At 68.5% G+C, this 23418-nt stretch carries 27 protein-coding genes; 14 read left to right on the top strand and 13 right to left on the bottom strand.

Annotated elements, in window-relative coordinates; all coding sequences use genetic code 11:
- The first annotated feature begins 191 nt into the window (after positions 1-191).
- The 6 genes from AC07OA_RS24015 to AC07OA_RS23990 all read left to right on the top strand — a co-directional run bounded on the left by AC07OA_RS24015 (position 192) and on the right by AC07OA_RS23990 (position 5850).
- A complete protein-coding gene (locus AC07OA_RS24015) occupies positions 192-662 on the top strand; it encodes an Lrp/AsnC family transcriptional regulator (RefSeq protein ID WP_494666352.1) in 471 nt (156 codons plus the stop codon).
- Between the two features lie 140 nt (positions 663-802).
- Entirely contained in the window at positions 803-1924 is a 1122-nt protein-coding gene (locus AC07OA_RS24010; protein ID WP_494666351.1) for a pyridoxal phosphate-dependent aminotransferase, read from the top strand.
- 18 nt (positions 1925-1942) lie between these two features.
- A complete protein-coding gene (gene hppD / locus AC07OA_RS24005; RefSeq protein ID WP_494666350.1) occupies positions 1943-3004 on the top strand; it encodes a 4-hydroxyphenylpyruvate dioxygenase in 1062 nt (353 codons plus the stop codon).
- A 165-nt stretch (positions 3005-3169) separates the two neighbouring features.
- On the top strand, positions 3170-4450 hold the full coding sequence (gene hmgA / locus AC07OA_RS24000; protein WP_494666349.1) for a homogentisate 1,2-dioxygenase: 1281 nt from the start codon (positions 3170-3172) through the stop codon (positions 4448-4450).
- 27 nt (positions 4451-4477) lie between these two features.
- The gene (locus AC07OA_RS23995; protein ID WP_494666348.1) at positions 4478-5482 is read left to right on the top strand and encodes a fumarylacetoacetate hydrolase family protein; all 1005 of its coding nucleotides are present in this window, start codon (positions 4478-4480) and stop codon (positions 5480-5482) included.
- A complete protein-coding gene (locus AC07OA_RS23990; protein ID WP_494666347.1) occupies positions 5479-5850 on the top strand; it encodes a Rieske (2Fe-2S) protein in 372 nt (123 codons plus the stop codon). Before AC07OA_RS23995 ends, AC07OA_RS23990 begins: the two co-directional genes overlap by 4 nt.
- Before the next feature lie 210 nt (positions 5851-6060).
- Here the strand turns inward: AC07OA_RS23990 and cytX are convergent, their stop codons facing one another.
- Positions 6061-7326, bottom strand: coding sequence for a putative hydroxymethylpyrimidine transporter CytX (gene cytX / locus AC07OA_RS23985; RefSeq protein ID WP_494666346.1), 1266 nt, complete (start codon positions 7324-7326; stop codon positions 6061-6063).
- 125 nt (positions 7327-7451) lie between these two features.
- On the opposite strand from cytX, the gene AC07OA_RS23980 reads away from it, so the two are divergent.
- Together AC07OA_RS23980 and AC07OA_RS23975 are read left to right on the top strand one after the other, a co-directional pair.
- Positions 7452-7652 (top strand): hypothetical protein, encoded by a 201-nt coding sequence (locus tag AC07OA_RS23980; RefSeq protein WP_494666345.1) that lies wholly within the window; start codon positions 7452-7454, stop codon positions 7650-7652.
- A gap of 284 nt (positions 7653-7936) precedes the next feature.
- Entirely contained in the window at positions 7937-8416 is a 480-nt protein-coding gene (locus tag AC07OA_RS23975; protein ID WP_494666425.1) for a GNAT family N-acetyltransferase, read from the top strand.
- 57 nt (positions 8417-8473) lie between these two features.
- Here the strand turns inward: AC07OA_RS23975 and AC07OA_RS23970 are convergent, their stop codons facing one another.
- The 3 genes from AC07OA_RS23970 to AC07OA_RS23960 form a co-directional block, all read right to left on the bottom strand.
- On the bottom strand, positions 8474-9295 hold the full coding sequence (locus AC07OA_RS23970) for a flagellin (protein WP_494666344.1): 822 nt from the start codon (positions 9293-9295) through the stop codon (positions 8474-8476).
- Between the two features lie 377 nt (positions 9296-9672).
- On the bottom strand, positions 9673-10494 hold the full coding sequence (locus AC07OA_RS23965) for a flagellin (protein ID WP_494666343.1): 822 nt from the start codon (positions 10492-10494) through the stop codon (positions 9673-9675).
- Between the two features lie 294 nt (positions 10495-10788).
- Positions 10789-11133 carry a hypothetical protein gene (locus AC07OA_RS23960; RefSeq protein ID WP_494666342.1) on the bottom strand — a complete coding sequence of 115 codons (345 nt, stop codon included), beginning with the start codon at positions 11131-11133 and terminating at the stop codon, positions 10789-10791.
- A gap of 90 nt (positions 11134-11223) precedes the next feature.
- On the opposite strand from AC07OA_RS23960, the gene AC07OA_RS23955 reads away from it, so the two are divergent.
- The gene (locus AC07OA_RS23955; protein ID WP_494666341.1) at positions 11224-12216 is read left to right on the top strand and encodes a helix-turn-helix transcriptional regulator; all 993 of its coding nucleotides are present in this window, start codon (positions 11224-11226) and stop codon (positions 12214-12216) included.
- Here AC07OA_RS23955 and AC07OA_RS23950 read toward each other — a convergent pair.
- The 5 genes from AC07OA_RS23950 to AC07OA_RS23930 all read right to left on the bottom strand — a co-directional run bounded on the left by AC07OA_RS23950 (position 12207) and on the right by AC07OA_RS23930 (position 16274).
- Positions 12207-13070, bottom strand: coding sequence for an alpha/beta fold hydrolase (locus AC07OA_RS23950; RefSeq protein WP_494666340.1), 864 nt, complete (start codon positions 13068-13070; stop codon positions 12207-12209). The two genes, AC07OA_RS23955 and AC07OA_RS23950, sit on opposite strands and share 10 nt — an antisense overlap.
- Positions 13071-13096: 26 nt before the next feature.
- Positions 13097-13345, bottom strand: coding sequence for a helix-turn-helix domain-containing protein (locus tag AC07OA_RS23945; RefSeq protein WP_494666339.1), 249 nt, complete (start codon positions 13343-13345; stop codon positions 13097-13099).
- The gene (locus AC07OA_RS23940) at positions 13345-13944 is read right to left on the bottom strand and encodes a DUF2975 domain-containing protein (RefSeq protein ID WP_494666338.1); all 600 of its coding nucleotides are present in this window, start codon (positions 13942-13944) and stop codon (positions 13345-13347) included. The genes AC07OA_RS23945 and AC07OA_RS23940 overlap by 1 nt, the downstream gene beginning before the upstream one ends.
- Positions 13945-14008: 64 nt before the next feature.
- Positions 14009-15058: a M12 family metallopeptidase gene (locus tag AC07OA_RS23935; RefSeq protein ID WP_494666337.1), complete on the bottom strand. Its 1050-nt coding sequence runs from the start codon at positions 15056-15058 to the stop codon at positions 14009-14011.
- A 205-nt stretch (positions 15059-15263) separates the two neighbouring features.
- Positions 15264-16274: a DNA topoisomerase IB gene (locus AC07OA_RS23930; protein WP_494666336.1), complete on the bottom strand. Its 1011-nt coding sequence runs from the start codon at positions 16272-16274 to the stop codon at positions 15264-15266.
- A gap of 127 nt (positions 16275-16401) precedes the next feature.
- On the opposite strand from AC07OA_RS23930, the gene rlmJ reads away from it, so the two are divergent.
- From rlmJ to AC07OA_RS23915, 3 genes are all read left to right on the top strand, one after another.
- Positions 16402-17223 (top strand): 23S rRNA (adenine(2030)-N(6))-methyltransferase RlmJ, encoded by an 822-nt coding sequence (rlmJ, locus tag AC07OA_RS23925; RefSeq protein ID WP_494666335.1) that lies wholly within the window; start codon positions 16402-16404, stop codon positions 17221-17223.
- Positions 17220-18497 (top strand): chromate efflux transporter, encoded by a 1278-nt coding sequence (gene chrA, locus AC07OA_RS23920; protein WP_494666334.1) that lies wholly within the window; start codon positions 17220-17222, stop codon positions 18495-18497. Before rlmJ ends, chrA begins: the two co-directional genes overlap by 4 nt.
- A 94-nt stretch (positions 18498-18591) precedes the next feature.
- A complete protein-coding gene (locus AC07OA_RS23915; RefSeq protein ID WP_494666333.1) occupies positions 18592-19236 on the top strand; it encodes a helix-hairpin-helix domain-containing protein in 645 nt (214 codons plus the stop codon).
- Between the two features lie 166 nt (positions 19237-19402).
- Here AC07OA_RS23915 and meaB read toward each other — a convergent pair whose 3' ends face one another.
- A complete protein-coding gene (gene meaB / locus AC07OA_RS23910; RefSeq protein ID WP_494666332.1) occupies positions 19403-20386 on the bottom strand; it encodes a methylmalonyl Co-A mutase-associated GTPase MeaB in 984 nt (327 codons plus the stop codon).
- A gap of 9 nt (positions 20387-20395) precedes the next feature.
- Entirely contained in the window at positions 20396-20713 is a 318-nt protein-coding gene (locus AC07OA_RS23905; RefSeq protein WP_012287655.1) for a YbjQ family protein, read from the bottom strand.
- A 211-nt stretch (positions 20714-20924) separates the two neighbouring features.
- Between AC07OA_RS23905 and AC07OA_RS23900 the strand changes: the two genes are divergently transcribed.
- Both AC07OA_RS23900 and AC07OA_RS23895 read left to right on the top strand, forming a co-directional pair.
- A complete protein-coding gene (locus AC07OA_RS23900) occupies positions 20925-21386 on the top strand; it encodes a DUF4112 domain-containing protein (protein ID WP_494666331.1) in 462 nt (153 codons plus the stop codon).
- 53 nt (positions 21387-21439) lie between these two features.
- Positions 21440-21904, top strand: coding sequence for a DUF4112 domain-containing protein (locus AC07OA_RS23895; protein WP_494666330.1), 465 nt, complete (start codon positions 21440-21442; stop codon positions 21902-21904).
- 205 nt (positions 21905-22109) lie between these two features.
- On the opposite strand, the gene AC07OA_RS23890 is transcribed toward AC07OA_RS23895, so the two are convergent.
- Both AC07OA_RS23890 and AC07OA_RS23885 read right to left on the bottom strand, forming a co-directional pair.
- Complete coding sequence (locus tag AC07OA_RS23890; RefSeq protein WP_494666329.1) at positions 22110-22562, bottom strand: hypothetical protein; 453 nt, start codon at positions 22560-22562, stop codon at positions 22110-22112.
- A 301-nt stretch (positions 22563-22863) separates the two neighbouring features.
- Positions 22864-23166, bottom strand: coding sequence for a type II toxin-antitoxin system RelB/DinJ family antitoxin (locus tag AC07OA_RS23885; protein WP_494666328.1), 303 nt, complete (start codon positions 23164-23166; stop codon positions 22864-22866).
- Positions 23167-23418: the final 252 nt, after the last annotated feature.

Genomic DNA, 23418 nt, shown 5'->3' with positions numbered 1-23418 from the left:
CACCTGGCGACTACGTCGCCTGTCCGCCCCCATAGGGGGCGGAGCCGCGCTGAGCTAGCGGCGCCATGATTCCGCCCCCTATGGGGGCGGACAGACCGCGAAGCGGTCAGGTGGGGGCAAGTCGGCTCGCATTGCGCTTCCGATCCACTATAAGGTCACATCCTGCCAACTCACCGCCCAATCAGGTCACGATGAAGCTCACTCGCGCCGACCGGAAGATCCTGGAGATCCTCCAGCAGGACAGTTCGGTCACGAACGTCGAGTTGGCCGAGCGCGTGGGCCTGTCGCCCAGTCCGTGCCTGCGCAGGGTCAAGCAGCTGGAGGCCTCGGGCCTGATCGCGGGCTACGTGGCGCTGCTGGATCGCCGGAAGGCGCGGCTGGACCTGCTGGCCTATGTCGAGGTCCAGGTCGACCGCCACAGCGAGACCGCCGCCGAGGCCTTCGCCGACGCCGTGCGGCGCGAACCGATGGTGGTGGGCTGCCACGCCATGACCGGCGGCTACGACTACCTGCTGCGGGTGGTGGCGCCGAGCCTCGACGCCTATGCCGACTTCACCATGAAGCGCCTGCTGAAGATGCCGGCCGTCAAGGATATCCGCTCCAGCTTCGTGCTGGAGACCATCAAGGACGCCACGGCGCTACCTTTGGACTATCTGGAATAGCCGTCTGACATCGGAGGGCGGGTATTTCGATAAGATTGGCATAAAGTGACCTAATGTGGATTGTTTCGGGTCATCATAACCACATCCTGTTTTAGGTCCTGACCTATCCTGCCCGTTCCTCGGTTCAAGGAGCGCGGCGCATGCTGGTTGTCGATCAAAAGTCCCTGGCCCCCGCCCAGGCGCTGCCCGTGCGTCCCGCCCTGGAAGGCGTGGTCGCCTACAAGGCCGGCATGACCCTGGCCGAGGCCGGTCGCCTGGCCGGTCGCACCGACCTGTCCAAGCTGGCCAGCAACGAGAACCTGCTGGGCCCCAGCCCGCGCGTGGCCGAGGCCGTCGCGGCGGCGGCCATGAACGCCGAGATCTATCCCGACCCCTATTGCGAGACCCTGCGCGCCGCCATCGGCGAGCGGCTGGACTTCGACCCGGCTCGCATCGTCATGACCCCGGGCTCCGAAGCCCTAATCGACTACCTGTTCCGCGCCGTGCTGCACCCGGGCGACAGCATCCTGCTCTCCTCGCCGACCTTCCCGGCCTACGAGATCTTCGGCCGCTGCGCCGAGGCGACCTTCGTGGACGTGCCGCGCCTGGCCAATTTCGACCTCGACGTCGAGGCCTTCAAGGCCGAGGCCGCCAAGGGCCCCAAGCTGCTGGTGCTGTGCACCCCCAACAACCCGACCGGCAATGCGATGACGCAGGCCGAGCTGGTCGACATTCTGGCCGTCACCCCGCACTCGACCGTCGTCTTCGTCGACGAGGCCTATCGTGAATACTGCCTTGAGCTGGACGTGCTGGGCGCGCTGAAGGCCTGGGGCGGGACGTGGGTGTCGGGCCGCACCTTCTCCAAGGCCTATGGCCTGGCCGGCCTGCGGGTGGGCTACGGCCTGTGCTCGTCGGCCGAGCTGGTCGGCTACCTGGACCGCATCCGCCCGCCGTTCAACGTCACCGCCATCAGCCAGGCCGCCGCCCTGGCCGCCTGGAACGACGTCGATCACCTGGAGCGCACCGTGGCCCTGACCATCGCCGAGCGCGGCCGGGTCGAGGCCGTGCTGGACGCCATGGGCGTGGAGCGCACCGCCAGCGCCGCCAATTTCGTCTTCCTGCGCAGCCCGGCCGGTCCGGAAGCGACCGCCGCGCGTTTGTTGCGGGAAGGGATCATCATCCGTCCCACGCCCGTGCCCGGCGGCTGGGTCCGCATCACCATCGGCCGCTCGGCCGACAACGACCGCCTGATCGCCGCCCTGCCGGCCGCTCTCGCTCTCTGATCCTTCGGAGCCATCGCCATGTCCATGACCCCCGAAAACCCCCTCGGCCTCGACGGCTTCGCCTTCGTCGAGTTCACCAGCCCCGAACCGGCCGCCATGAAGGCGCTGTTCGAGCAGATGGGCTTCGTGGCCGCCTCGACCCATCCGACCAAGGCCGTGACCCGCTACAAGCAGGGCCGCATCAACCTGCTGGTCAATGACGAGTCCACCGGCCAGGTCGCCGAGTTCCGCGCCGCCCACGGCCCCTCGGCCAACGGCATGGCCTTCGGCGTCGCCGACGTGGAAGCCGCCTATGCCGAGGCCCTGAAGCGCGGCGCCGTGGCGGCCGACGCCTCGGCCACGGTGCTGGGCGAGGGCGCGCGGGTGTTGGAAGGCATCGGCGGCTCGATGCTGTATCTGGTGGAAGGCCCCGAGGCGGTGTTCGCTAGCTGGACCGCCGTGCCCGGCGCGGCCGAGGCCGAAGCGGCCAACAACGTCGGCCTGGACCTGCTGGACCACCTGACCCACAACGTCCGCCGGGGCCAGATGCGCACCTGGTCGACCTTCTATCGCGACGTCTTCGGCTTCGAGGAGCAGAAGTATTTCGACATCAAGGGCCAGGCCACGGGCCTGTTCAGCCAGGCGATGATCGCCCCCGACAAGGCCATCCGCATCCCGCTGAACGAGAGCCAGGACGACAAGAGCCAGATCGAGGAGTTCATCCGCCAGTACAACGGCGAAGGCATCCAGCATCTGGCCCTGACCACGGACGACATCTACGACACCGTCGAGCGCCTGCGCGCCCGGGGCGTGAAGCTGCAGGACACCATCGAGACCTATTACGAGCTGGTCGACAAGCGCGTGCCCGGCCACGGCGAGGATCTGGAGCGCCTGAAGAAGAACCGCATCCTGCTGGACGGCAATGTCGGCGAGGAAGGCCTGCTGCTGCAGATCTTTACCGAGAACCTGTTTGGCCCGATCTTCTTCGAGATCATCCAGCGCAAGGGCAACCAGGGCTTCGGCAACGGCAACTTCCAGGCCCTGTTCGAGAGCATCGAGCTGGACCAGATCCGCCGCGGCGTGATCACGGTCGAGGCGTAAGGCCTTCCACAAATCCCTTCCGTGTCATCCCGGCCGAAGCGTAGCGTAGGGCCGGGACCCAGGGGACTGGGCTGACGCGGTGCGGTTCTCCTGGGTCCCGGACAGCCTCTGCGAGGCTTCCGGGATGACAACGATAATGATGGCCAGAGGGTCTCGGGAACGCTGATGGACCTCACCTACCAATCCGGCTTCGGCAATCACTTCAGCACCGAGGCCGTCCCCGGCGCCTTGCCGGAAGGTCAGAACTCGCCGCAGAAGCCGCCGTTCGGCCTCTATGCCGAGCAGCTGTCGGGTACGGCCTTCACCGCGCCGCGTCACGAGAACCGCCGTTCCTGGCTCTACCGCTTGCGGCCCAGCGCGGGCCACGGCCCCTATGCGCCCTACGCCCAGGATCGCCTGAAGAGCGCTCCGTTCGACGGCCCGCCCACGCCCAACCGCCTGCGCTGGGACCCGTTGGACATCCCGGCCGCGCCGACCGACTTCGTGGACGGCCTGACGACCATCGCCGGCAACGGCGACGTGGCGACCCAGTCCGGCATGGCCGCGCACCTCTATCTCGCCAACACCTCGATGACCGACCGGGTGTTTCAGAACGCCGACGGCGAGCTGCTGATCGTGCCCCAGCAGGGCGCCCTGCGTTTCGTCACGGAACTGGGCCTGATCGACGCCGCGCCCGGCGAGATCGTGGTCATCCCGCGCGGCGTGCGCTTCCGGGTCGAGGTCGACGGACCGGTGCGCGGCTATGTCTGCGAGAACTATGGCGCGATGTTCCGCCTGCCGGAGCTGGGCCCCATCGGTTCGAACGGCCTGGCCAACAGCCGCGATTTCCTGACCCCAGTCGCCGCCTTCGAGGACGTGGACCGTCCCACCCAGGTGATCCAGAAGTTCCAGGGCGGGCTGTGGGCCGGGACCTGGGATCACAGCCCCTTGGACGTGGTGGCCTGGCACGGGACGCTGGCGCCCTACAAGTACGACCTGGCGCGGTTCAACACGATCAACACCGTCAGCTACGACCACCCCGACCCGTCGATCTTCACCGTCCTGACCGCGCCCAGCGAGATCCCCGGCACGGCCAATTGCGACTTCGTGATCTTCCCGCCACGCTGGATGGTGGCCGAGCACACTTTCCGTCCGCCCTGGTTCCACCGCAACGTCATGAGCGAGTTCATGGGGCTGGTCCACGGCGCCTACGACGCCAAGGCCGGCGGCTTCTCGCCGGGCGGCGCATCCCTGCACAATATGATGAGCGACCACGGCCCCGACGTGGCCAGCCACAAGGGCGCCACCGAGGCGGATCTGAAGCCGCACAAGATCGACGGCACCATGGCCTTCATGTTCGAAAGCCGCTGGGTGTTCCGCCCGACGAAATACGCACTGGAGACTTCCGCGCTTCAGGCCGACTATGACGCGTGCTGGACGGGCTTCCCCAAGGCCGTGCTGCCGTAAAACAACGATAGCGAAGAGGAAGCGCCCATGAAGCTTGCGTCCCTGAAGGGCGGCCGCGACGGCCGGCTGGTGGTGGTCTCCAACGACCTGGCCTGGTTCACCGACGCCGGAACGATCGCCCCGACCCTGCAAGCCGCCCTCGACGACTGGGAGCGCTGCGGGCCGATGCTCGAGGCCCTGGCCAGGAGCGTCGAGGACGGCGGCGTGCCGCTGGAGCGTTTCCACGAGCATGACGCGGCGAGCCCCCTGCCGCGCGCCTACCAGTGGGTCGACGGCTCGGCCTATGTGAACCACGTGCAGCTGGTGCGTCAGGCGCGGGGCGCCGAGATGCCCGAGAGCTTCTGGACCGATCCCCTGATGTACCAGGGCGCGTCGGACGGCTTCCTGGGCCCGCGCGACGCCATTCCGCTGGCCGACGAGGCCTGGGGCTGCGACCTGGAGGGCGAGGTGGCCGTGGTCGTCGGCGACGTGGCGCTGGGCGCCAGCCGCGAGGAGGCCCTGGCGGCCATCCGCCTGGTCATGCTGGTCAACGACGTTTCCCTGCGCGCCCTGATCCCGGCGGAACTGGCCAAGGGCTTCGGCTTCGTGCAGTCCAAGCCGGCCAGCGCCTTCTCGCCGGTGGCCGTTTCGGTCGACGCCCTTGGCGAGGCCTGGAAGGACGGCAAGCTGCACGGCGCCCTGCTGGTCGAGCTGAACGGCCAGGACTTCGGCAAGGCCGACGCCGGCGTCGACATGACCTTCGATTTTGGGACCCTGGTGGCCCACGCCGCCAAGACCCGTTCGCTGACCGCCGGCACCATCGTCGGCTCGGGCACGGTCAGCAACCGCGACGCCGACGGCGGGCCGGGCAAGCCGGTGGCCGACGGGGGGCTGGGCTATTCGTGCCTGGCCGAGGTGCGCACGGTCGAGACCATCCTGACCGGCCACCCCAAGACCCCGTTCCTGAAGGCCGGCGACACCGTCCGCATCGAGATGCGCGACGCCAGGCACCACACCATCTTCGGCGCCATCGAGCAGACGGTGGGCGGTTGACGGACAGCGCCGCCGTCGGCCGGCTCTGGGCCACGCCGCCCGGGGTGAAGCTGGGTCCGCTGGACCAGATCGCCGATCCCGGGGCGCGCAACTACGTGCTCCAGATCGGCGACAAGCGCTTCCATGGCTTCGTGGTGCGCCGGGGCGGGCAGGCGTTCGGCTATGTCGACCGCTGTCCGCACGCGGGCCTGCCCCTGGCCCAGGCGCTGGACCAGTACCTGACCCAGGACGGCGGGCTGATCACCTGCTCCTGGCACGGAGCGCTGTTCGAGGTGGAGACCGGCGCCTGCGTCGGCGGTCCCTGTACGGGCGGCAAGCTGTCGCCCTGGCCGGTGAGGGTCGAGGACGGCCGGATCGTGACGGCCTAGGGCGCGTCGATATTCGGTCGCGGCCCATTCCCAAAACGGTCGTCATTCCGGGCCTTGTGCCCGGAACCCCTGGTTCAGCTTACACGTGAGGCGCAAGCGGACCGCCAACGGTCCGCCCCATCCGCGCCTGCGGCGGACAGAGGGGTTCCGGGCACAAGGGCCCGGAATGACGGTATTTAAGGGCGTGGCGTGGCTGAAGGTCGATCCGACCTAAGCGGCGGCTCGGGCCAGCCTCGTCCGGGCGGTCTGGAAGCCCAGATAGACCCCCGCTGCAACGATGAAGGCCGGCAGGGTCGCGCCTAGGTTCGGAGCCAGCCGGCTCAGCGCCTGATAGGCCGCGATGCCGACGACCCAGGCCAGGACGCCGGGCAGGTTCAGAGCGCCCGTGACGCCGGCCTGTCGCCGCCGCACCACGAAGTGGTCGGTCAGCAACACGCCGAACAGCGGGGCGAAGACCGAGCCGATCAGCAGCAGGAAGCCCTCGTACCGGGCCAGCGGCGCCAGCAGGGCGACCAGGGTGCAGACCGCGCCGAAGGCCACGGCCAGGACGGTGGGCTTCACCGGCGCCAGGGTGGCGGTCGAGACGGCGGCCGAATGGATGTCGGCGAAGGTGTTGTCGGTCTCGTCGATGACGATCAGCAGCAGGGCGATCCCGCCGCCGCTGGCCGCCAGGGCCGTCAGCAGCAGGCTCTCGCCGCCCGCCGCCAGGGCGTAGGCCGCGCCCAGGGCCATGAACCAGATATTGGCCAGCAGGTAGCCCAGGCCCGCGCCTCGGAACATGCCGCCGGGCGTGCGGCCAAAGCGCGTGTAGTCGGCGATCAGCGGCAGCCAGGACAGCGGCATGGCCACCACCAGGTCGACGCCCGCGCCGAAGCTCATCTCGCCGGTGCCGGCCTTGGCCAGCATGGCGGGCAGGTCGAAGTCGGCCATCAGCTTCCAGGTCAGCCAGCCTGCGCCGGCCAGCAGCAGCCACAGGCCCCAGGCCCGCAGGAAGCGCCGCACGAACGACACCGGCCCCATCACCGCCAGGCCCGTGGCCAGGGCGCCGAACAGCAGGGTCCAGGCCAGCGGGTTGGAGATCCCGAAGGTCTGCCTGGCCAGGGCGTCGGCGGAATCGCGCATGGCGATGATCTCGAACGCGCCCCAGCCGGTCAGCTGGACGGCGTTGAGCAGGGCCGGGATCGCCGCGCCGCGCGCGCCCAGGGCCAGCCGCAGCGAGCCCATGGCCGACAGCCCGGTGTCGGCGCCCACCATGCCGGCGGCGGCCAGCAGCAGGGCGCCCAGCACCGATCCGGTGACGATGGCGGCCAGGGCCGCGCCCAGGCTCAGGCCCGGCACGAGGAAGGCGCCGGCCTGCAGCACCAGAAGACCGATCCCCAGGCTGAACCACAGCGAGAAGGCGTCCAGGGCGCTGAACACCCGGCGGTCTTGCGGCACGGGCGTCAGGGGATCGTAGGTGTCGTCGGAAGGGGCCATGAGCCTCTGTCTAGCGGGGCTGCACCAAAACTCCACCGTTCTTCCGCCGCCCGTGGAAGGCCCGGCCACGATGCGGTGAAACGGGGCGCCTAGGCTGCGGGGAGCCGTCCAAGGAGCCGACCCTCATGCCTTTCGATCCGATCCAGGTGCGCGACTATGCCGTGGTGATCCATCCGGGCAATGACGAATGGACGTGGCAGGTGATGGACTTCGACGCCCGCATCGCCGCCCAGGGCGCGGCGCCGGACCGCGAGAGCGCCTGGCGCAGCGGCATGTTCGCGGCGGGAGCGGTGGGGGCTCTGGCCCGTATCGGCCGGCGGGGATAACGCGCAAAAGAAAGGCCGCCTTCTCAGGAGAAGAAGACGGCCGGAAGTCGCATAGGAGGAAACGCCCACGAAGGGCTGACCTCTCTATAGCCCAGGTCGACGCCTGTGACAACGTTGTCATGGAATTTATTTCGCGCAGCGTGGAAATCCTTGATTTCACAAGGGGGCAGGGGGTTGGACCCGGGCCCAGTCGTCGCCAATTTCGAGGTCCACAGGAGAATCGCCGCGTGAGCCTGACCCTTCGCCTTGCCGTCCCCGAAGACCTGCCCGCCCTGCGCGACCTGATGAACCTGGCCATCGCCGAGCTGCTCAAGCCCTTCCTGCCGCCCGACGGCGTGGCCGCCTCGTTCGACATCATGGGGCTGGACACCCAGCTGGTGACCGACCGGACCTATTTCGTGGTCGAGGATGATGGAATCCTGGCCGGCTGCGGCGGCTGGAGCCGGCGCGCCACCCTGTTCGGCGGCGACCACTCGGCCGGGCGCGACGCGGCCCTGCTGGATCCGGCCAAGGACGCGGCGCGGGTGCGGGCGATGTACACCCACCCCGATCATGTCCGCAAAGGCGTGGGGCGGATGATCCTGGCGGCCTGCGAGAGCGCCGCCGGCGCCGAGGGGTTCTCACGGGTCGAGATGGCCGCGACCCTGGCGGGCGAGCCGCTGTACCGCGCCTGCGGCTACGAAGAGATCGAGAAGTTCACGGCCGCCACGTCCAGCGGGGTCGAGGTGCCGCTGGTGCGCATGGGCAAGCCCGTGGCGCCATAGAAAAAGGGCGGGTCCGAAGACCCGCCCTTTCTTACGCTACTGGCTCGGCTGGTCCGATTAACGGAACAGGCTGAGGATCGAGGACGACGACTGGTTGGCGATCGAGAGCGCCTGGATGCCCAGCTGCTGCTTGGTTTGCAGCGACTGCAGCTTGGCGCTTTCCTTGGCCAGGTCGGCGTCGACCAGGTTGCCCACGCCGGCGTCCAGGCTGTCTTGCAGCTTGCCGACGAAGGTCAGGTGGGTGTCCAGGCCCGTCGAGCTGGTGCCCAGCGAGGCCAGCTTGTTGGTGGCGGTGCCCAGAGCGGTCGAGACCGAGGTGATCATCGACTTGGCGGCCGCGGCCGAGGTGAACGACGAGGTCGACGACAGGCCCAGGCCCGCCAGCGACAGCGTCTTGGCGCTGACGGTGAACTGCGAGCCATCCGCGTTGGCCAGGAAGGCCAGCTTGGTGGTCGAGCCGTCGGCGATCGACACGCCGTTGAACTTGGCGTTGGTGACGGCCTTGGTGATCTGGTCACGCAGGCTGTCGAAGTCCGACTTCAGCGCGTTGAACGAGGCGGTGTTCAGCGAGGTGTCGGAAGCGGCCAGGGCCTTTTCCTTCATCTTGCCCAGCAGGTCCGTCACGGTGTCGCCGGCGGCCAGGGCCACGTCGATGGTCGACTGGCCGCGTTGCAGCGAGTCCTTCACCGAGTTCAGCGAGCTGGCGGTCGACGATTGGTTCTTGGCCATCGCCCAGATCGCGCCGTTGTCCTTGGCGTTACCGACCTTCTTGCCGGTGTTGATCCGTTGTTGCGTGACCTGCAGCTCCGAGTTCGTGGAGTTCAGGTTTTGCAGGGCGATCATCGCGCCCGAGTTCGTATTGATGCTGTTCAGAGCCATTTCGGCGAGTTCCCATTCAAGGTTGCCGACGTCGTTTTGACGGTCGGGAGCATTTTGCTCATCGCCAGTATCCACGGTCGTGCTTTCGAGATTGTAAAAGTGTCGCAGCTATTTTCGGCGAATGGATAATGTCTCGTTAGTCATTCCGATTCGAGTTCGCGCCGGACTTGAATCGAGTTCTTGGCGTCCAGAGTCTTGAAGTCCGATCTTAATCTGTCGTTGACTCTGTCGGGCGTCCGGCTGTGCCTGAAAATACAAGATGTGGTGGCGGCGCCCTGCAGGGTGGGTGAATCTTGATTCAGCCGGGCGGCGGCCAAAGAAAAAGGGCGGGTCCGAAGACCCGCCCTTCAAGGTGATGAACTCGAAGACCGAACCGCTTAGCGGAACAGGCTGAGCACCGACTGCGACGACTGGTTGGCGATCGACAGCGCCTGCACGCCCAGCTGCTGCTTGGTTTGCAGCGACTGCAGCTTGGCGCTTTCCTTGGCCAGGTCGGCGTCGACCAGGTTGCCCACGCCGGCGTCCAGGCTGTCTTGCAGCTTGCCGACGAAGGTCAGGTGGGTGTCCAGACCCGTCGAGCTGGTGCCCAGCGAGGCCAGCTTGTTGGTGGCGGTGCCCATGGCGGTCGAGACCGAGGCGATCATCGACTTGGCCGCGGCGGCCGAGGTGAACGACGAGGTCGACGTCAGGCCCAGGCCGGCCAGCGACAGGGTCTTGGCGTTGACGGTGAACTGGGTGCCGTCCGAGTTGGCGAGGAACGCCAGCTTGGTGGTCGAACCGTCGGCGATCGACACGCCGTTGAACTTGGCGTTGGTGACGGCCTTGGTGATCTGGTCACGCAGGCTGTCGAAGTCCGACTTCAGGGCGTTGAACGAAGCGGTGTTCAGCGAGGTGTCGGAAGCGGCCAGGGCCTTTTCCTTCATCTTGCCCAGCAGGTCGGTGACGGTGTCGCCCGCGGCCAGGGCCACGTCGATGGTCGATTGTCCGCGCTGAAGAGAGTCTTTGACGGCGTTCAGCGAGCTGGCGGTCGAGGATTGAACCTTGGCCGTGGCCCAGATGGCGCCGTTGTCCTTGGCGCTGCTGATCTTCTTGCCGGTATTGATGCGTTGTTGCGTGACCTGAAGTTCCGAATTGGTGGTGTTCAGGTTCTGCAGGGCGATCATGGCGCCCGAGTTCGTGTTGACGCTATTCAGCGGCATTCGACTTATTCCTATTCAAGGTGTCCGACGTCATTTTGACGGTCGGGAGCATTTTGCTCGCCACCAGGGTGTCGCCCGCTGGTTTAAAATGGATGAACCCGGAAGTTTTTGCTCAAGCACAACTGTAGAGTCGGCAAATAATGCAGGGTTGTATTTACAGTCTAGGGTGGTTGTGACGTTTTGACGCAATATTGGCTGATGCCCAGCAAACATTGAGGGGCGGGCCGCCGGGCGGGTCAAATCGTGCGATGCGAGGTTGTATCCGGCCTGCGGCCAAAGGTCCGGCGACCGGTCTTACGCGCACAGGCGCTGCGGCGCCGGGTCGCGGTCGTCGGTGTCGAAAAGATCGAAGGCCTCTTCCCAGGCGGCCAGCCGCGAGGCGCGCAGGGCGGCGTCGTCGATGATTCTGACGATCTGGTCCTCGCGGTCGTTCCACACCAGGCCGATGTCGGCGGCGCGCTCGGCGTCGCGGCCCAAGAGCAGGATGATGTCGGCCTTCAGCACCCGCTCGGGGCTCAGCCGCATCAGGGTGCGGCCGCCGCCCAGGTCGCGGTGGATGTCGGCGAAGTCGAGCACGGCCGAGATCATGGCGGCGTTGACCGGGGCGGTGTGCCAGTCCTGGGCGAGGAGGCGGTTCATGAGCGGGCTCCGAGGGGGCGTTCTGCCGGCGGGTTTCTGAGCCTCGCTTTTGAAGGTGCGCTACGTCAAAAACGGTCGTATAGAAACGGCATGCGACACGACAAGGCGACCCGACTGCTGGAATTGGCCCGGATGCTGGCCGGATCGTCCGAGGGGCTGACCCTGGACGAGATGGCCCGCGCCATGGACGTGGGCCGGCGCACGGCCGAGCGGATGCGCGACGCGGTCTGGGCGGCCTTCCCGCAGATGGAGGCCATCGACGACCCGCCCACCAAGCGCTTCCGCATCCCCTCGGGCCTGGACAGCCTGTTCCAGACGCCCACCGCCGAGGAACTGGCGGCCCTGCGCACCGCCGCCGACGGCTATGCGGCCAGCGGGGCCGAGGGGCGGGCGGCCGCGCTGCACGCGCTGGAGCGCAAGCTGATGTCGTCCCTGCGCGGCTCGGCCCGCCGCCGGGTGGCGCCCGACCTGGAGGCCCTGATCCAGGCCGAGACCATCGCCATCCATCCGGGTCCGCGACCGTTCGAGGACGAACAGGTGTTGGCCGCCATCCGGGCGGCGGTGAAGGGGTTGCAGGCCCTGTCGTTCCGCTACGAGGGCGGCAGCGCGCCGGGGCGCACCCGCAAGGTCACGCCGCTGGGCATACTGTTCGGCCATGCCAACTATCTGGTGGCGATGGAAGGGCAGGGTCCCGAGCCCCGCACCTTCCGCCTGGACCGTATGCACGCGGTCACGGCGCTGGACGAGCCCGCGCCGCCGCCGGAGGACTTCTCGCTGCAGGCCTTCGCCAACGAGAGCTTCGGCATCTTCCACGACGAGATCCAGGACGTGGCCCTGCGCATCGCCCCCGGCCGGGCCGAGGACGCCCTGCGTTGGCGCTTCCACCCCAACCAGACCGTGGCCCAGGAGCCGGACGGCTCGGTGCTGGTCGCCTTCCGGGCTGGCGGCATGCGCGAACTGGCCTGGCACCTGTTCACCTGGGGCGCGGCGGTCGAGATTCTGTCGCCGCCCAGCCTGCGCCGGAAGATGGTCGAGGAACTGCGCATCGCGCTGGAAGCCCACGAGGGCGAGCTTCACGGCTGAGGCGTCTCCTCAACGAAGGCGCGGACGATCTCGGCGAAGGTCCCGGGCCGCTCGACATACATCAGGTGGCCGCTGGCGGGCACGACCATGCGCTGGGCGTGGGGCATCAGGGTCTCCAGCGCCTTGGCCTGGTCCTGGACGTCCTTGATGTCGACCTCGCCGACCAGCACCAGGGTCGGCGTCTGGATCTCGCCCAGGCGCGGCTTGGCGACGATGGGCGAGCGCTCCTTCGAACCGGCCCCCAGATTGCCGGGATTGGCCTTCAGCCAGGCCACGACCTTGGCGCGCGAGGCGTCGGCGGACTTGGTCAGGATGTAGGGGTCCTTCACCGCGCCCTCGAGGTCGCCGGTCTTGACCTTGGCCACCAGCTTCAGGCTGCGGGCGATGAAGCCGAACGAGACGTCGAAGCCGCTGACCCACGGCCCCACCAGCACCAGACGGTCCACCGTCTCGGGGTGTGTCAGGGCGTAGTCCACCGCGATCCCGCTGCCCGAGGACGAGCCCACCAGGGTGGCGTGGTCAAACCCCGCCGCCTTCATGACGGCCTCCAGGTCCGCGACCGGATCGTAGTTCCCCTTGGCCGGCGACGAGGCGCCGTAGCCGCGGCGGTCGTAGCGCACGACCCGGAAGCGTTGGCACAGGACCGGCCAGACATCGTCATAGGCGGCCGAGTGCAGGATGCCGTCGTGCAGCAGCACGATGGCTTTCGGACCGGTCCCGCAGGTCTCGTAGGCCAGCTTGCCGCCGTCGATATCCAGCGTGGCGGTCTGGGCTTGGGTCTGGGCCTGGGCCGCGCCGCCGAGCAGCAGGCAGCCGGCCGCGATCGCCCAGGCGGGCGTCGAAAACAGTCTCATGGTGGTCTCCGGGGTTTAGGCGGCCGTCAGCCGGTTTGCTTGAGGTCGTCGGTCTCGCGGTCGGGCGCTTCGTCCGGCGCGTATTCCAGGATGTCGCCCGGCTGGCAGTCCAGATAGGCGCAGATGGCCTCCAGGGTGTCGAACTTCATGCCCTTCACCTTGCCGGACTTCAGTAGCGACAGATTGGCTTCGGTGATGCCGATGGCGCGGGCCAGGACGTTGGAGCGCACCTTGCGCCTGGCCAGCATCACGTCGAGACGCAGGATGATGGGCATCAGACGAAGGCCTCGCGGTCTTCCTCGATCTCGCGGCCCACGCGCATGACCTCGCCGATCACGAAGACCAGCAGGCCCAGCACGAAGGCCTGGAGGCTGGCCATGTGCGCCCAGTTCTTGTCGATCTCGTAGCCGGTGGCGCTGAGCACCAGGTGGCAGGCGAACGGCGAGATGGCGTAGGCGCACAGCCAGCCGCCAATCCGGCGAAAGCCCTGGCCGTTCGCGGGCGTGAATACCTTTCCCCTGGTGTAGAGGCTGAACAGCGACCGCAGGCTCCAGAACAGCATGATGATGGGCGTCGCCCGCACGATCGCCACCAGGCAGTAGACCAGCCGATGGACCAGCGGCAGCGAGCCGAACGCCACCGAGTTGGGCGGACCCTCGCCGATGTAGCAATTGTCCGGCCCGATCCGCACCAACTCGCCCTTGTAGAAGATCATGGTCACGAGGGCGGCGGCCAGGATGGCGCACGACAGGGCCAGCAGGCCCGTGAACAGCCAGGCCAGGCCTCGGCTGCCCAGGCGCACCCGGCGCTGGGCCGGGGTCTCGGGCGCGGTCAGGGTCTCGGCGCGCGGCTTCAGTTTGACGACGGTGCTCATGGCGTCCTCCGATGACGCCAAGCTCGTTCCGAAATTTCTTTCTGTCAAACGATAATATTCTGCCTCAAATGATCAGCAGGCCGGCGCCCGACGGTCCGCTGACGAAATGGGTCCGAACCCGCACGTAATATTTGCGCCCCTTGATCAGCTTGGCGACGATCGCGCCGTTGGCCTCGACGCCGGAGTCGTCCTCGGCCGCCAGGTGGCGGGGCTCGTTGTCGCGCTCCTCGAAGAGCACGATCTTGACGTCGGACGCGCCCACGGCCTGGATCCGGTAGTCGCGGGTCGCGTCGGGCTCGAACACGAAGTCGCGCTGGGCGCCGACCTCGGCGGACAGCGGCTGTAGGTCCATCACCGAAATCGCCTGGGCCTTTTCCTTGGGCGGATAGAACTTCCGCACCCACGCCTTGTCGTTGGGGGACAGGGCGACGTTCTCGCCGATGCCGTCCGCGTCGTAGGGCTTGGGCGCGGTGATCAGGCCCTTCTCGAAGGGGTAGTGCATGATCGAGTGGGGGTCCCAGGCCGAGCCCTCGACCTCGGCGCGCGGGATCTTGCGCAGGATGTTGGCGAAGATGGTGTCCCGGGGCCAGTTGTTGGGCGAGGCGGAGAAGGTGGTGTAGACGGCCTCCTCGTTCCAGACGATGCCGGCCAGCGGGTTCTGATGCTCGTGCGGCATGCCCAGGGCGTGGCCGATCTCGTGCAGGGCGGTGGCGCGGCCCCAGGTGCTGGTCAGGTCCCAGCCGTAGTTCATGGTGCGGCCGCGCGACTCGTAGTGCAGCACGTCGGTGCCGACATAGGACCACGAGCCGTCGGTCTGGTCGAAGCCGATGCGCAGTTCGGCCTCGCTGGCCGTCGCGACCTCGACGAAGGTCAGGCCGATGCCGACCTTCTTCCAGATCTTGAAGGCCCCGCGCACGACCTCCTTCTGGGCCTTGGTCCACGGCCATTGGGGCTCGTCGAGGAAGAAGTAGTGCAGCACCGTGCCGTTTACCCACTTGTTCTTGACCAACCGTATCGCGGACTCCCGGCCGGGCGAGATGTCGGCCGGCAGGATGATGGGACGCTGCGGCGGCTGCGCGCACATCGCCGGCTTATCGGCTTGGACCTCGGCCATGGGTTCACCTCGGACGGTCTGACGGACAGGGATGCGCGTCGTCGGGCGAGGACGGCGCGGACAGGTCACATTTGACGCGAACGGCGTCGCCGGACCGCCGCGGGGCGTCGGCATGGCGAACGGCCTCGACCTTGCCCACGCACAAAAGGTGAGTCAATCAGTGATGGAATTGACGGATATGCGTACCCTGGGCGTGTATCGCGCCTCAGCGCGTCACCAGCCTCAGCAGCGCCAGTTCCCGCGCCCGGGGCGAGGACGGGCGGCGCTTGGGCAGCTGGCTGGCCTCGAAGGCTTCCAGCACCTTGGGGTGAATATAGGCCGCGCGGCAGACGGCGGGGGTGTTGCCCAGCAGGCCCGCCACCGCCTTGACGCAGGTGTTCAGCGTGCGCTTGGCCTCGGTCTTGGTTTCCGGCTTGGGGCTCATGCTGAGCGCTTCCAGCGCCGCCAGCGAGCCGGACCAGGTGCGGAAGTCCTTGGCCGAGAAGTCGTCGCCGCAGGCGGCGCGGATGTAGTCGTTGACGTCGCTGCTCTCGATGGCGCGCCGGTGGCCCTCGTCGTCCAGATACTGGAACAGGCGCTGGCCGCGCAGCTCCTGGCAGGCGGCCACGATCCGCGCCAGGCGGCGGTCGCGAAAGCCGGTGCGGTGCTTCTTGCCGCTCTTGCCGACGAACTCGAACACCGCCCCGCCGCCGGCCAGCTTCAGGTGGCGCTTGCGCATGGTGGTCAGGCCGAAGCTCTTGTTGGTCTTGGCGTATTCGTCGTTGCCGACCCGGATCAGGGTCAGCTCTAGCAGGCTGACCACGGCGGCCAGCACCTTCTCGCGCGGCAGGCCCCGGCGGGACAGGTCGGCGGCGATCCGCTTGCGCAGGCGGGGCAGGGCGCGGCCGAAGTCGGCCATGCGGTCGTACTTGCGCGCATCGCGGTCGGCCCGCCACTCGGGGTGATAGCGGTACTGCTTGCGGCCCTTCTGGTCGCGGCCGACCGCCTGGATGTGGCCGTTGGGGTCGGGGCAGATCCAGACGCTGGTCCAGGCCGGCGGGATGACCAGGGCCTTGATCCGCGCCAGGGTGGGCTCGTCCTCCACCGGCTGGCTGTCCTCGTCGACATAGGAAAAGCCGTCCTTGCCGGGAAGGCGGCGGATGCCCTGCTCCTGGTCGTTGACATAGGCCAGCAGGGTGCGTTCGGCGGGTGTGGTTTCCAGGGTGTCGCGGGCCATGCTCATCGCCTCGTGGGGCGGGCGGCGCCGTCGCGTGCCGAATTATCCGGGACCATCGTTTCGCTCCCAACCCTAATCTCCGCCAACGTGGTAGACGGAGCGCCGGTTCCGGGGACGACACGCGCAGATGAACTACCGACACGCCTTCCACGCCGGCAATTTCGCCGACCTGCAGAAGCACGCGATCCTGCTGGCCCTGCTGAAGGCCCTGACCGCCGACGCCGCGCCGCTGTCGGTGGTCGACACCCATGCCGGGGCCGGGGCCTACGACCTGGGCGGCGACATGGCGGTGCGCTCGGGCGAGGCGGCGGCGGGGATCGGGCGGCTGCTGGCCATGGCCGACCTGCCGGCGGTGTTCGCGCCCCTGGTCGCGGCGGTGAAGGCGCTGAACGGCGGCGGGGAGGGTTCGCTCTATCCCGGCTCGCCCCTGCTGGTGGCCGGCGTTCTGCGCAAGTCCGACCGCTACACGGCCTGCGAGCTGCGGCCCGACGATTTCGACAGCCTGCGCCGCACGCTCGCGCCCTACGCCTTCGCCCAGGCGGTGAACGCCGACGGCTACGCGACGGCGGCCGCGCGGGCGGGGAAGGGCGGGCGCACCTTCGTGCTGATCGACCCGCCGTTCGAGCGCGCCGACGACTACGCCCAGATCGTCGCCACGACCAAGGCCGTGCTGGCCAAGGACAAGGACGCGGTGATCGCCGCCTGGATGCCGCTGAAGGACCTGGAGACCTTCGACGCCTTCATGCGCGCGATGGAAACCGTCACGAACGACGCGCTAGCTGCGGAACTGCGCCTGCGGCCTTTGACGGATCCCATGAAGATGAACGGCTGCGCGATGGTGATGGTCGGGGCGCCCAAGTCCACGGAAGGCGCGATCACCGAGATCACCAGCTGGCTGGCCAACAATCTCGGCCAGGCCGGGGCCAAGGCCAGGATCTGGCGCGCGTGACGTCTGGCCGGCCCAGCTTTCGCGAAGCGTTCTGGGTCTGGCTGAAGGTCGGCTGCCTGGGCTTCGGCGGTCCGGCGGGGCAGATCGCCCTCCTGCATCGCGAGGTGGTCGAGCGGCGCGGCTGGGTCGACGAGGCCCGCTTCGCCCATGCCCTGAGCTTCTGCATGCTGCTGCCGGGGCCCGAGGCCCAGCAACTGGCCACCTGGCTGGGCTGGCGGCTGCACGGGGTGCGCGGCGGGATCGCGGCGGGGCTGCTGTTCGTGCTGCCGGGCCTGCTGGTGATGCTGGGTCTGTCGGCGCTCTATGTCGCGCACGGACGATCGGCCTGGGCCGGTCCGGCCCTCCTGGGACTGAAGGCGGCGGTGGTCGCCCTGGTGTTGCAGGCTCTGCTGCGTATGGGCGGGCGGGCGATCAAGGGTACGGCGGCCTGGTGGGCCGCGGGCCTGGCCTTCGCGGTCCTGACCTTCACCGTGTTGCCGTTCCCGCTGATCATCCTGGCGGCCGGCGCGGTCGGCTGGGCGCTGGGTGGCGGTCCGGTCGTCGAGATGGAAGCCGAAGTCACGACGCGTCCGGCCTGGCGCACCGCCCTGGTCTGCTTGGCCGTCTGGCTGGCCCCCGTGCTGCTGGCCCTGGCCTTCGCGCCGGGATCGGCCCTGGCCAAGATGGGCGGGGTGTTCAGCGTGCTGGCGGTGGTCAGCTTCGGCGGCGCCTATGCGGCCCTGGCCTATCTGGGGCAGGCGGCGGGGGCGTTCGGCTGGCTGGCGCCCGGCCAGATGCTGGACGGCCTGGGCCTGGCCGAGACCACGCCCGGACCGCTGGTGCTGGTGTTCGTCTTCGTCGGTTTCGTCGGCGCCTACCAGACCGCCCCGCCGGAGTGGGCCTGGATCGCGGGCCTGGCGGGTGGGCTGATGGCCGCCTGGACCACCTTCGCCCCGTCGTTCCTGTGGATCTTCGCCGGCGGACCGTTCGTCGAGCGGCTGCGCGCCCGGCCCCGTCCCGCTCGCGCCCTGGCCCTGGTTTCGGCCGCCGCCGTCGGGGTGATCGCCAATCTGGCGGTGTGGTTCGCGATCCACCTGCTGTTCCGCGCCGGGGCGATGAAGGCCTGGGGACCGTTCCGCGCCGAACTGCCGGACGTCTCCAGCCTGAACTTCGCGGCCGTGGGACTGACCGCCCTGGCCTGCGGCCTGGTCTTCGCCCTGCGCGCCCCGATCCTGGCGGTGGTGGGGGCGATGGTGGTCGCCGGGCTGGCCATGGGCGCGATCGGCCTGACCTGATCGAGGTTGACCTGGGGTCAACAATTTCGCGGGTGCGATATCTGAAACCGTGTTATGCTGCATCGCAACAAAACGGTTGTTGGAGCCCCCTGCCATGACCCTGTCGTTCCCCGAATTTCCCAAGCTCGATCCCGAAAAGGGCCCCAACCTGTTCGCCGGCGCGGCCTCGCCGCTGTGGGCGGTGTTCGGCGGGGCGGCCGTGGCCGGAGCGACTTGGTGGTGGTGGTCGGCGCGCTGGCGCGAGGCGGTCAATGTCGAGGCGATGATGGCCCCGGCCCTGAAGACGCTGCCCGCGCCGGAACCCGTCGTGGAGGCCGCGCCGGTCGTCGATCCCGTCACCGAGGCCCCGGTCCTGGCCGCCGTCGCGCCGGAAGTCCCCGAGCCCGTGACCGCCGCCGCTGTCGCCGCGACCGAGGCCGTCGCCGAGGCGGTGCGGGAAACCCTCGACATCGCCGAGACCGTGGTCGCCGAAACCACCGAGACCCTCGAAGCGACCGCCGAACCGGTCGTCGAGGCGGTAGTCGAGCAGGCCAAGTCCGTCGCCGACGACCTCACCGTTGTGGTCGGCATCGGCCCCAAGCTGGCCGCCTCCCTGGCCGAGCTGGGTGTCACGCGGTTCGAGCAGATCGCCGCCTGGGGACCCGAGGAGCTGTCCAGCTTCGACGCCCTGCTGAACCTGAAGGGCCGCGCCGAACGCGACGCCTGGATCGCCCAGGCCAAGCGGCTGGCCGGCGCCTAAGCCCACACTTTTCAACCGTCATCCCGGGCCTTGTGCCCGGGACCCCTCTGTCCGCCGCAAGTGCGGAAGAGTGGCGCGCCGGCGCGCCAATGCCTCTCACGTGGAAAGCTGAACCAGGGGGCCCGGGCACAAGGCCCGGGATGACGGCTGTTGGGTAGGTGCGAGCCTATTCCAGCCCGAACGCCGCCAGCAGCCGGTCGGCCGCCGCCGAGGCGGGCAGGTCGCCGGCCCGCACGGCGCGTTCCACCTCCTCGGTCAGGGCCGCCACGGCCGGAGCCTCGCGGAACGCGGCGGCCAGGCGGTCCTGGACCATGGCCCACATCCAGCGGCTGTCCTGGTCGGCCCGCCGTTTCGCGCGGTCGCCGTTGGCGGTCATGATCTCGCGGTGGCGCTGGATCTGGGTCCACAGCACGTCCAGCCCGCCGCCCGTCAGGCCCGAGGCGGTCAGCACCGGCGGCGTCCAGTCGCGCGAGGCGGGCGTCAGGATGTGCAGGGCGTTGCGATAGTCGCGGGCCGAGCGCTCGGCCTTGGCCGGATCGGCGTCGGCCTTGTTGATCACCAACAGGTCGGCCAGCTCGATCAGGCCCTTCTTGATGCCCTGCAGCTCGTCGCCGCCGCCGGGGATCAGCAGGGCCAGGAAGATGTCGACCATGTCCGACACCACCGTCTCGGACTGGCCCACCCCCACGGTCTCGACGATGATCACGTCGAACCCGGCCGCCTCGCACAGCAGCATGGCCTCGCGGGTCTTGCGCGCCACCCCGCCCAGAACGCCGCCGGACGGGGAGGGCCGGATATAGGCGTTGGGATCGACGCTGAGCCGTTCCATCCGCGTCTTGTCGCCCAGGATCGAGCCGCCGTGGCGTCCGGACGAGGGATCGACCGCCAGCACCGCCACCCTGTGGCCGGCGGTGGTCAGCATGGTGCCGAAGGCCTCGATGGTGGTCGACTTGCCCGCCCCCGGCACGCCGGTGATGCCGATCCGCTGGGCGCGGCCGGTGCGGGGCATCAGCCGTTCCAGCAGGGCGCGAGCGGCCTGTTGGTGGTCGCGGCGGCGGCTCTCGACCAGGGTGATGGCGCGGGCCAGGGCGGCCCGGTCGCCGGCCAACAGGCGCGTTTCGAGGTCGGCGATGTCGATGGGCTGGCTCACAGGAGCTAGCTAGAGGACGACGGCCGTCCCGGAAACCGAAACCATCATCATCGAGCCGTGCGGGCCCACGGTATTGTAGTCCAGGTCGACGGCCAGGATGGCGTTGGCGCCCAGCTTCTCGGCTTCCTTGACCAGGTTCTTCATGGCGTCCTCGCGGGCCCGGGCCAGCACGCGCTCGTAGGACTTGGAGTGGCCGCCGATGAAGTCGCGGATGGCGGCCATCAGGTCCAGCACCACGTTCGCGCCAAGGATCGACTGGGCGTAGATCGCGCCCTTGTAGTCCTGGACCGGCCGTCCTTCGATGAAGGGGGTGGTCGAGATCAGCATCGACAGATCCTCGTCAGCCGCACCTTCCCCTCGCTTGGGGCGGCGCTCGCCGTTAACTTAAGCACAAACGGCCTGGATCGCGAGGGGCTCCCTCCCAGCGCGAGCGATTTGCGTTTCAAGTTCTCCTGGCGCGGGAAACTGCGCTTCAGGCCCTTCCTGCGCGCCCATGGTTAAGGCAGATTGGCCGCCGTCGCGTTCTGGGGGCCGCCGGGTGATCTTCGCCAAATCGCATCTCGACCTGCACAACATCCGCAACAATGTGGCGCGGGTGAAGAAGCTGTCGGACAACGTGGTGGGCGTGGGTCCGCTGGGCATCGGGCTGGACGGCCTGCTGACCTGGATTCCGGGCGCGGGCGAACTCTACAGCCTGGGCGCGGGCGGGCTGATCGTCTGGGACGCCGTGCGGGCGCGCTCGGCGCCGATGATCGTCGTGCAGATCATGGCCATCATCATCATCGACACCGTGGCCGGCGCCGTGCCGGGCGTGGGCAAGGTGGCCGACATGCTGTTCACCGGCCACAAGTGGTCGGCCGACATGCTGATCTCCCACATGGACGACACGATCTATTTCGAGGGCACGCGCAAGGAGGTGCAGGGCACCGCCGAATACCGCGACCTGTTGGAACGGATCCGGGCGGGCAAGGAAAAGCGCCGGGTCGTGTTCCTGGGCTGACGTTCGACAAAGCGTGCACACAACCATCGGGGCGCAGGTGCGTTGAGCCAGTCATGACCGAACGCACCGCCGAAACCCTCGAGGGCTACGTCGTCGACGAAGGCTCATCCAGCCGCCGTCACAAGGCGCATCGCGCTTGGCGTCACGCCGAGACCATCAAGCGCCTATCCGACCGGCTGATCGGCATCGGCCCGTTCGGCCTGGGGCTGGACGGCGTGCTGGCCTGGGTGCCGGGCGTCGGGCCGGTCTACAGCGTCGCGGCGGGCGCGCTCCTGATGTACCACGCCATGATGGCCGGAGCCTCGGCGGCCACTCTGGCGCGGATGCTGGCCTATGTGGCCATGGACACGGCCACCGACGCCGTCCCCGTGGCCGGCTGGGCCATCGACACCCTGTTCCCCGGCCACCTGATGGCGGCCAAGGCCCTGCAGAAGGACATCGAGTCCCGCCATGGCCTGCCCGACGAGATCGACGCCAAGACCCGCAAGAAACGCAAGGTCAAGAAGGGCAAGCGCTAGGCGGGATCGCCATCCAGCCGCGCCAGATCTTTTTAACGCCCGTCATTCCGGGCCTTGTGCCCGGAACCCCTCTGTCCGCCGCAGGTGCGGGAGGGGCGGACCGCCGGCGGTCCGCTGGCCTCTCACATGCAAGCTGAACCAGGGGTTCCGGGCACAAGGCCCGGAATGACGGCTGTTATGGGGGATGGGCCGCGGCTGAACGCTTTCACGCCAGGGCCGCCTTGCGCGCGGGCGAGGCCTTGCGCCGCCCGTAGGCGATCCGCCAGACGCCCAGGCCCGTCAGCAGACCCAGCACGGCGCTGAGCGGCCACAGCAGGATGACGTCGGCGCCGTGCCAGCCGGTCAGCTTGACCGCCACCGCCGCGCCGGTCGCCGCGCCGACCAGGGCGGCGAGGCTGGGGTGGTGTCGCCGGAACTGATGCAGGCAGGCCCAGGCGCAGCCGGCGCAGAACACATAGGGCCAGCCCAGCACCGCCCCGAAGGGCAGGGCGGTGACCGCCGCCGAAGCCGCGCTCGCCGCGCGCTGGGCCAGGGCGCTGGCGTCGTCGGTCCAGATGATCGCCTGAGACAGCACCAGGGCCGGAAAGGCGAAGGCGAAGACCAGGGCGGCGACGATGCGGGAAAAGCTGGTGGTCTCGCGGGCGGGCGGCGGGAGCATGGGCGGGGCCTTGATGAGGATGGCGGAGAGGCCCCATCAGGCGCGGCGTTGATGCGGTTGAGATCGCGGTCTTGGAGAAGAACGCGTCAAGAGGTCGTGCAGGTGAAGAGGCGCGGCGTGTCTAGGACAGCTCGCCCGGCCATTCCTGAGCGCCGTGAAGAACACGCAGAATGCGTACGGCGGTATCGGTCACGCGGTAGGCCACCGATGACCAGCTCACGCGTGCCCTCGACTCGCCTCGATGTAGTCGAAATCGCCTCGCGATCGGCCATCGCCAGGACAGACCACTCCAGCCTCACGGCTAGCCCTTGTCCGCCTTGAGGCGCGCGGCGGCGCGGCGTTGGGCAAAGTGGCTCTCGACAACGTCGTGGGCGAGCGCTGGCCGCGGATCATCCAAGGCTTCCTGGACCTTGGCCCGGAACCACGCGTCGTGGGCTGCAGGATCGGTGGTGAGGCCGACTGGCAGAGCGCCCTCCTTGGCGACCCTGGTCAGCAGGATGCGCACGGCGTCCGAGAGCGTCAGACCCATGTTCTCCAGCACGGCGCTGGCCTGTTCCTTGATCTCGGCGTCGATGCGCGCTTGCACGATGGCGTTCGCGGTCATGGCCAGCCTCTCGAGAATGAGGCATCGTTGTACTTCATATGAATGACAATGACGAGCTCTGAGCCATCTTGCCGGGCTCCATCCTTAGCGGATAGCGAGCGGAGTTCAGCGATTTCAATCACTTGAACTTTTTCGACCTAACTTATCCCCCTTCTCCAGACCTCCCGTATCCTGATCTCACCTGAAAGCACGGGAAGGGCGCACGTACGGCGACCGTTGCGGCTTTCGGGGGTGGTCGAGCGGGGAGCGTCC

The sequence above is a fragment of the Caulobacter sp. GW821-FHT09B08 genome, assembly GCF_059418225.1.
The sequence above is the reverse complement of the archived record's forward strand: the minus strand, read 5'-3'. Positions and strand labels throughout refer to the sequence as shown.